Source organism: Colwellia sp. (assembly GCF_013215345.1).
Classification (GTDB): Bacteria; Pseudomonadota; Gammaproteobacteria; order Enterobacterales; family Alteromonadaceae; genus Colwellia.
The window spans coordinates 1-9,426 of the sequence record NZ_JABSOV010000134.1; the positions used below are offsets into that span (position 1 = coordinate 1).

Below are 9,426 nucleotides of genomic sequence, written 5' to 3' on the forward strand. Positions count from 1 at the left end.
ATGGCACCTAATATGGCAATTAAAAATGTGCTGACAAACATAAAGTAGTAGTTTGCTTCAGGGCCAACTACATAAGTAGGATCAATCATTTGTGCTGCTGGCGTGGTGATGCCGGCGAGTAAGGGATCGATAGTGCCCAATAATAAGTTGGCACTGTATCCACCAGAGACACCGGCAAATGCCGCGGCAAGACCTGCTAGAGGATGACGACCTAAGGAATGAAATATCATAGCGGCGAGTGGGATTAACACCACATAACCTAACTCGGAGGCAGTATTCGATATTATACCGGCAAATACTACGGTCACGGTTACCATACGCGGCGAAGCATCCATTACCAAGGCGCGCATCGCCGTTGATAATAGCCCCGAACGCTCTGCAACGGCTACGCCTAATAGCGCGACTAATACTGTGCCTAGTGGGGCAAAGCCAGTAAAGTTAGTAACTAAGCCGCCAACAATGCGTTGTAAGCCTTCAGCGTTAACTAAAGACACCACCTCAATTATGCCATCAACCTCTCTACCTGGCGCACCAATAGGGCGAGGGTCGGCGACACTCAATTCAAAAAAGCCAGCAATGCCGCTAATAGCAATAACCGCTAAACAAAAGCCGGCAAACAAAGTGATAGGGTGAGGTAATAAATTACCTAACCATTCAACTCCGGCCAAAAATCGATTGAACAGGCCTGATTTCTCAGGTTCCTGCGAATATGAAGCAAGGTTTTCAGTTGACATATAACTTCCCAGTGAGTGTGCTTTAATCAAAAAATTATCAGAGTCTAACTTTATAGAGGTAATTAAACTGTGTCTTTTGGTAACCGAAAGGAGGGTGCTAGGGAGTGACTAAATTTTTCTGGTGAAAAAAACATCACTTTAGTGTAAGGATTATATTTTGTTCGTCGCGCTCTTACTTAAAAGACTAGTGTTCTCTCTAAAAAGGTATTAATATTTTTAGTTCCTTAGGTCCGAGAAGCGCACTTAGTGAACTAAAAACTGTGTAGTAGCTTTACCCTAACAACTAAACACTATGGTATACAATAACACCAGAATAAGATTACGGGACAATCCCCAAATCTCATCATCACAAGTTAGTTCGTTATTTGTACAGTTAATCTAATTATCATTATCATTAAACCGCCAACTCAGCTATAATGCGCGACTTGAAAAATCCATGAAACATATTTAGTCCGGAGTATAGGCTTATCATCACTACAAGTAATATCACCATGCAATTTGGCGCAGAGCCGTTGTTTGAAAACATCTCGGCTAAATTTGGCAACGGTCACCGTTATGGTTTGATTGGCGCAAATGGTTGTGGCAAGTCTACATTTATGAAGATACTTAGTGGTGAGCTAACACCAAGCTCAGGCAATGTATCGGTTAGTACTGGTAACAAAGTAAGTACTTTGGGCCAAGATCAATTTGCATTTGAAGAATTCAATGTTATTGATACTGTGATCATGGGTGATATGCCGTTATGGAAAGTTAAGCAAGAACGTGATGCTATTTATGCTCAAGAAGAAATGAGTGAAGCCGATGGCATGCGCGCTGGCGAACTAGAAAGTGAATTTGCTGAAATGGACGGTTACACCGCAGAAAGTCGCGCCGGTGAAATCTTATTAGAAGCTGGCATTGAAGAGTCTTTTCATTTCGGTACTATGCAGCAAGTTGCACCAGGTTGGAAGTTACGTGTGTTACTAGCACAAGCGCTTTTCGCTAACCCTGATATTTTGTTACTGGATGAGCCTACCAACAACTTGGATATTCATACCATCAGTTGGTTAGAAGCTGAATTGAACAAACGTAAATGTACTATGATCATCATTTCTCATGATAGACATTTCCTTAATTCAGTTTGTACTCATATGGCTGATATTGATTACGGTGAATTACGCATTTACCCAGGTAACTATGAATTCTTCCTAGAGCAATCGGGTTTATTACGTGAACAGTTATTATCAGGTAATGTTAAGAAAGCGGAAGAAATTGCCGAGCTACAAGATTTTGTTAACCGTTTTGGTGCAAATGCCTCAAAAGCAAAACAAGCGAGTTCTCGCGCTAAGAAAATGGATAAAATTAAACTTGATGATGTTAAGTCGTCGAGTCGTATCACGCCTAAAATTGCTTTTGCGCCGGGTAAAAAAATGCACCGCCAAGCATTAGAGCTTGAAAACCTAGGTCACGGTTTTGATGGCGAAATGTTATTTGAAAAAGGTGATTTATTACTTAAAGCGGGCGATAAATTAGCTATTATCGGCGAAAACGGTGTGGGTAAAACCACTTTGTTACGCTGTTTAATGAGTGAATTAGAGCAAACTGAAGGTGTGGTTAAGTGGTCTGAAAATGCAGCTGTTGGTTATTGCCCACAAGATAGCGGCTCATTTTTTGATAATGATTTAACATTAATGGATTGGATGTCACAATGGCGTAGACCTTGTCACAACGATTTAAGTGTTCGCGGCATGTTAGGCCGTATGTTATTTACTGACGATGATGCCAACAAAAAAGCGCGTAACTGTTCAGGTGGTGAGAAGAACCGCTTGTTATTTGGTCGCTTGATGATGGCTGATATCAACGTATTGATCATGGATGAGCCAACTAACCACATGGATATCGAAGCGATTGATGCATTAAATAATGCTCTTAAAGAATTTGAAGGCACACTAATTTTTGTTAGTCATGACCGTGAGTTTGTTTCAAGCTTGGCGACACGTATTATCGATATTAAAGATAAAAGATTAGTTAACTTCCAAGGTTCATTAGATGAATACCTTGCTAGTCAGTTAGAAGCAAAAAAAGTCGCATAACGCTTTTAAATACTTGTCAGTTATCAAAATTAATTGATAAAGACAAAAAACCACTCAGATGAGTGGTTTTTTTATGATGGTTACTTATAAATACATTACGTAACACTATGTGTATATAGAAAGTATACATAGGTATATATCATGGGCTATGAATTAAGCTAATGCTATTTAGTTTTTAGCAATAAAGTGAATAGCTGAAAAGAATAAAACTACCTGCTTTTAAGTTACCCGTCCATAAAAGGCAAAGCAGTGTAGAGCAGAAATAGTTGTATGGGGTAACGCTATAAATGGCGCCGTGGTAAGTGCTGTAACACCTACCAAGGCTAAGCAGTCAATCGGTAATCGAATGAGGCTTATCAGTATGATAACCTCTTATTAACAAAATAGGAATAAGCATGTTAATTCTCACAAGAAGAATAAATGAAACATTAATCATCGGTGATGATGTCAAGATAACTGTACTTAATATACAAGGTAATCAAGTACGTATAGGTATTGATGCACCTAAAAGCGTATCAGTACACCGAGAAGAAATATACAACAAGATTCAAGAAGAAAAGGGTGTTGCTGCTGATGTTACACCTGTTGATGCTCCGAATGTTGTTCCTAATGTTGCATGGGTGGAGCCAGAGCAAGAAATAACATCAAACAGTAAGCCGGTAACAATAGTGATTAAGAAGTCTCGAAAGGTAGCTTAAGTAGCTGGCTCTGATCGTTTTTTCCTGAACAGAAATTAAAGCAGTAATTTAAAGACTAACTTAAAAAGTAAGAGAAGGGTACGCGGTGTAACGGCCTGTGGTGACTGTTAAACCGTGTACCTAGTTAATGGTACTGCAGAAAAAAATACTTATAGCTATTGCAATAAGTTAGCAGCTGCACAGTAACTTGAACCCTCAAATACATCAGCGGAGTAATTATTATTAATAAGAAAGCAATTGAACTATTTCTCGCAGATGGAAAGAATAAACGTACCGTAACAATTATTGAATCATTACTTAATGGTGAATCCGTGATTGATATAAGTAAACGTCATAGCATTACGCGTAAGCCGGTTTATGATATTAGATATAAGTATATTGGCGACTTGAAGTAGTTATTAAATACTTCACTGTTTTAATTGGCGCTCTGACAAATAAATAGCAGTCTATTTAAGCACTGCAACAGCAAAACGATTAATACCAACTCCATTGAGTTTATGAGCTTGTTATGCACAGGTAAAACTAATCAAAGCAAGGCGCTCGATTGGCCAATAGCTGGCGTGTGTGATTGAGAGCAACGCCGCCTTGGAGTATTTTAACCAGTCCAAGTGGACAATATTTAACATGCCTATGTACTTGGCTTAGGATCGTCATCCCCGTGGTGTTTTAATCGGACGTGCCACGGATGACACTTATTAGACAATGCATGGAGCTTATTGTCCTGAATTCAGGGTCTTAATCGCAAGGGATCTTCGATAAGAGACTTCGAAGATGACGTTTACAAAGAGTTCTGAGTAAACTACAGAGGCATGTAATTTAATGGAATTGGTATAACACCGTACCAACAAAAAAAGAGTGAATAGTTTCACTCTTTTTTAAATATTATTTACCCATGATAAATATGTTTTTAATTGGCTGTTAAGCCACTATTTTTAATAAGCGCTAATAATTTTTTCCAAAGCCCCTGATTGAAGTAATTTATTTAGCTCACTTTCAAGGTGCTGCTGTAGCTCTTTATTGAATTTAGGTGACATGGCTAAATGCAAATCATAATTTTCGATGACTTTAGAAAAGTTATGTAAATTATAATCTTTAGTGACTAAGTCTTCTTTTTTTAGGTTGTACTTAATCCGAACATCCATTTCGACAAAACCCGCTTTATCTTTTAACCTATTAACCACTTTAAACGCTGATTTATAGTTTTTGACATTGATTGCTTTAATACGCTTTTCAGCGATATGCTCCTCTAAACCGGGGTAATTAAAACCATGTAATAAAATCACTGTTTTGCCAAATAAATCTTCTGCTGAATTTATGTCAAAGTCTTGCTGTGTCGACGTTAACAATGAATGTTGTACATTAAATACCGGTAGTTTTGATAGGTTAACCGACTGTACTCCGGGCCAGTTTGGTGAACCAAAGGTAATCCAGTTTTTAATATCGCCTTTCTCAAGCATGCTGATCATTCGATTAAAGGGTAAGGTGTGTATTTTCACCTCGTACTCTGGACCAGAGAATATCTCTTTAACAATGTCAGTAATGATTCCAGTGTGGTGTTTTTTGTTTTGGTGATTTTGAAATGGCTGAGCTTGGTCTTGAATTACCATGTAATTTATTTCAGTGATGGCCTTGCTACTTGTAGATATTAGTATTAATAAAAATAACGCTATTTTGAGTGTATGCATTTCACAGCCTTGTGGTAAATTTTTAAGTCCTTTTAAATCTAGTTAGTGATTGTAAAATTTGCAAAAAAACATCTTGTTAACTAGCCTAATATTATAATTTAAGTATTCGATTAGCTTTTAAGTAAAGGATGACAAGCGAGCATGAAGTTTCGAAATTCAATCGCCAAGCAGCTACTGATCTGGATCATGCTATCCAGCTCAGTATTGACCCTAATTATTACTTCAATTCATCTACTTGTTGATTATAACAATGACATATCGGCGCTTGATGAACGTTTAATCCAAATAGAAACTAGCTATTTACCTGCTATTTCCAATGCACTTTGGGTCGAAGATGATGATCAAATAAGCGTACAAATAAAAGGCATTAAGAATCTACCGGATATAGTGTTAGTGCAATTAATTCGTGATGGTGACATTGTTGTTGAGCAAGGCAAAGATAATACCGATTATTCTCGAATGGGGCGATGGCCGATAAGTTATCTGTATGAGGGAGAGGAAACTGTTTTAGGAGAGTTACATGTAGTCAGTGATTTGTACCCTGTTTATCGTCGTTTAGCCGACAAAGTTTTATTAACCTTAGTCACTCAAGGCGCAAAAACATTTATTATTTCATTCGTTATTCTAGCCATTGTTTATTTAATTATCGGTCGTCATCTAACCTTTTTGGCCAAGGCAATGGCCAAGAGTGCTAACTCAGTTAAAGATCATCAAAATATCAAGTTAGAAGGTAGGAGCGAAAAAGTCGATGATGAGCTTAATTACCTCGTTAGTTCATACAACGATATGTGTAATATATTAGATACATCTTTTCAAAAGTTAGAGATTGAAAAAGAAAAAGCCGAACAAGCTAACCGCCTTAAAAGTGAGTTTTTAGCAAATATCAGTCATGAAGTTAAAACACCGATGAACGGGGTTTATGGTATGACAATGTTATTGTTACGAACCCCTCTAGATAAGAAACAATATGAATTTGCGAAAACAATTCAAAAAAGTGCTAATCATATGCTGGATTTGCTCAACAGTATTTTAGACTTTTCTAAAATAGAAGCAGGTAGATTAGAAAAAGATGAACACAATTTTGATCTGGAAGAATTTTTAGATGATGTGATTGTTTTATTTAAACCTATAGCCCAAGAAAAAGAGCTAGAGCTGAGTTTAGAAATAGAAAATGAGTTAGACCATTATGTTATCGGTGATTCAACCAAGCTAAAGCAAGTATTAACAAACCTCATTAGTAATGCAATAAAATTCACTAAAGCGGGGAGTGTAACGCTAAAGGTAAGAGTCGCTAATTTAAGTGAGAAAAATTACCGAATTAAATTTTCAGTAAGTGATACCGGTATGGGGATTGACCAAGATAACCTTGATACTATTTTCGATAAGTTTAGGCAGGCTGATAATTCAACCACTCGAGTTTATGGTGGAACAGGATTAGGTTTAGCTATTTCAAATCGCTTGGTCGATTTTATGGGCGGAAGCCTACAGGTAACCAGCCAAGCCATGCAGGGCAGTTGTTTTCATTTCTCATTGAAATTTGTAAAAGCCGAGTCGACCGCTGAAGTTGCTCAAGAAGATATGAGCTGTTTGTATAATAAAAGAGTGTTGGTGATTGATGATCAACTTTTCAATAGCAGGCTTTTGACGGAGCTCTTAACATCATGGCAGATGAAAGTGACGATATTAAATGATCCCCTGTTAGTCGTTAACACGTTAAAAGAGTCAGATAAAAAAGATGAAAATTATGAGCTTATTTTTCTAGATAAGAACATGCCGACACTTAATGGCTACGAATTATTTAAATTAATTCAGCAATGTGCACTGACTAAAAAATTCAAAGTCATTATGACATCAGCCTATGCTAGTGAAGCCGATTATAAGCACTGTTATGAGCAGGGAATAGCAGCACTATTAGAAGTCCCAGCTTCACCTGAAAAGATACATAAGATTACTTTAAAAGTAATGCTTAGTAAGGGTGCTAAAGGGCAGGAAGATAATTATTTCGAGGTAGATACTCAGCTAAAAAATAAAAAATTATCTATATTGGTTGTTGATGACTCAAAAATAAACCGCAAAGTGTGCGCCAATATGATGGCAGGGGTTGCTAGCCGCGTATCAACGGCTAATGATGGCAAGCAAGCCCTGGAACTTTGGCAACAAGAGCATTTTGATGTAGTTTTAATGGATTGTCATATGCCGGTAATGGATGGTCTTTCTGCAACCAGAGAAATACGAAAGTTAGAAAAAAATTACCAACGGCATACGATTATTATTGCCATCACTGCAAGTGATGTCGAGTTAGAACGGAGCAAGTGCCTTGATGCTGGCATGGATGGTTTTATCGCTAAACCCTATAGTCCCAATGATTTATGGCAAGCTATTCTCGAGTGTGTGATTAACCAAGCAGAAGGCGAAGATAAAAAAACAATTTCGCTTTAATATTAAATTATTCTTAGTGTTAACCACTCACTTATGCAGCTGGCTAGTTTATGTTTAATGCATGTTGTAGATAATGCTAATTTTCTAAACACTGCTGAGTGTTTAGATTACTGATGTTTCAGCACTATTGCTCTAACTTTTCCTTGGGCAACTAAACGCTCAAAGCCAGTGGAAATTCTCTGCTTAAACTCCACACTTATGGACTTTTTGCTTAAGGCAAAATAGACAGGGTTTTTATGAAATATTAAAGCTGGGAACCAAACACCCGCAAATATTTTATCATTATTAATACCATGAATAACATTGCGCTTTGCTTCTAAAAAGCCACTTATCCTACCGCGTTTTAGCAACTTTAATTTGATCTCATTACTGGGAACATGAACAAATAATTCTTTGTACTTTTCATTATTAATAATGCGCTGTAATACTTCACCATAATAGGCATTGCGCTGTATGGCTATCGGTTTGTCTAGCCCTAGGATGTCATCAATTTTAGTTAAGTTATAGTTTAAGCTTTTATAAGTAGCAAAGACGATTTCTTCATTACGAATGGGTCCGATAAAATAATAAAGCTGCTCTCTTTCATGAGTTTTAGATACGTTAATTAAGATATCGATTTCACCAGTAGCAAGCATCAATAAAGCTCTTGCCCAAGGTATTTCTAATATATTAAAATTACATTGCACTTCATTTAATAGTGCTTCAGTTAAGTCTATATCGATACCGAACCAGTCATTACTTGTGCTTTTAGTAGATTCAGGTGAGTAGTGCTGTAAGCGTATATCAAGCTGGCAGCTGTAGGCGCTAAATGTTATTAATGAAAGCAATATTAGTAACAACTTTGCCATGAGCTTACTCACTTTGACCACCTTGTTTGAGTATAGGTAGTTAAGGCAATATGTTTTAACAAAGTGCATGCTCAAGCTTGTATTGAGATTGCTCTATAGGGGGATAAGCGTTCAAATTAGGGCGAAATCTCACTGCGAAGGGGTTGGTGTTTTTTCTTTTATAAGTAAATTAATTGCTACCTAAACCTAAACTTGATATTGCTTTAGTAGCCTAGCGACACTATTTTTAAATAAATTATCAGAGGCCTTAATTGGCGCCGTATGTTGAGTAATTGCATGGCCTAAATATAAGCTATAAAGTTCATATGCAATGGCCACGCTTTCTATTTCTGTGGTCAATTTGTTTTGTTCCGCACAACGCTGAACCCTATGGGTAAGGTAGCTGATCAATCTGTTTTGTTGTTCAATAGTAAAGCTTCTGACTTTTGATGGCGGCCTGTTTTGAAATTCCACTACTGCCTTGATAAAAGGGCAGCTTACTTGGTGCTCTTTAAACATTTCACTAGTCCAGTCGGCCCAGTTTTCTATTAGGGTAACTAAATGTTCTAATGGATCTTCACGCCATGCAGGTTTGATCACTCGCTCCTGAAATAATGTTTCAGCATATTGTAAGATAGCGATTTGCATATCTTCTTTATTTTCAAAGTGTGAAATAACACCCGTTCTTGATAAGTCACATAACTTAGAAACCGTGCCTATAGTGATATCGGCAAGGCCATATTGGCTGCTATATATTATGCTTTGTTTGAGTATCTCTAAACGGGTACGTTCGCCTTTGTTCATTAAGAAGACAACATTTTAGTAATATTATTAATAACGTTAGTATCGCTTAAAATTCTTCTATGACCAAGACCTTCTGTTTCAATTAAGGTGTTTTTTTCTTGTTGCAAGAAAAGACTAACATCGGCAAAAGGCGCATACCTATCTTGACGATCATGAATAAAAGTAAT

At 37.2% G+C, this 9,426-nt stretch carries 6 protein-coding genes and 1 pseudogene; 3 read left to right on the forward strand and 4 right to left on the reverse strand.

Annotated features, from left to right (window positions below):
* On the reverse strand, positions 1-734 hold a 734-nt coding region (locus HRT50_RS15745; protein WP_291616195.1), incomplete at its 3' end, for an AbgT family transporter.
* A gap of 467 nt (positions 735-1,201) precedes the next feature.
* Between HRT50_RS15745 and HRT50_RS15750 the strand changes: the two genes are divergently transcribed.
* Positions 1,202-2,806: an ABC-F family ATPase gene (locus HRT50_RS15750; RefSeq protein ID WP_291616204.1), complete on the forward strand. Its 1,605-nt coding sequence runs from the start codon at positions 1,202-1,204 to the stop codon at positions 2,804-2,806.
* Between the two features lie 395 nt (positions 2,807-3,201).
* A pseudogene (csrA, locus tag HRT50_RS15755) lies at positions 3,202-3,369 on the forward strand (carbon storage regulator CsrA); the annotation flags it as partial.
* Positions 3,370-4,436: 1,067 nt separating this feature from the next.
* Here the strand turns inward: csrA and HRT50_RS15760 are convergent.
* Positions 4,437-5,189, reverse strand: a complete 753-nt coding sequence (locus HRT50_RS15760) for an ABC transporter substrate-binding protein (RefSeq protein WP_291616197.1) — start codon at positions 5,187-5,189, stop codon at positions 4,437-4,439.
* Between the two features lie 141 nt (positions 5,190-5,330).
* Here HRT50_RS15760 and HRT50_RS15765 point away from each other — a divergent pair, with 141 nt between their 5' ends.
* The gene (locus HRT50_RS15765; protein ID WP_291616199.1) at positions 5,331-7,628 is read left to right on the forward strand and encodes a response regulator; all 2,298 of its coding nucleotides are present in this window, start codon (positions 5,331-5,333) and stop codon (positions 7,626-7,628) included.
* Positions 7,629-7,735: 107 nt separating this feature from the next.
* Here HRT50_RS15765 and HRT50_RS15770 read toward each other — a convergent pair whose 3' ends face one another.
* Together HRT50_RS15770 and HRT50_RS15775 are read right to left on the reverse strand one after the other, a co-directional pair.
* On the reverse strand, positions 7,736-8,488 hold the full coding sequence (locus HRT50_RS15770; protein WP_291616200.1) for an ABC transporter substrate-binding protein: 753 nt from the start codon (positions 8,486-8,488) through the stop codon (positions 7,736-7,738).
* A gap of 174 nt (positions 8,489-8,662) precedes the next feature.
* Complete coding sequence (locus HRT50_RS15775; RefSeq protein WP_291616202.1) at positions 8,663-9,259, reverse strand: TetR/AcrR family transcriptional regulator; 597 nt, start codon at positions 9,257-9,259, stop codon at positions 8,663-8,665.
* Positions 9,260-9,426 lie beyond the last annotated feature (167 nt).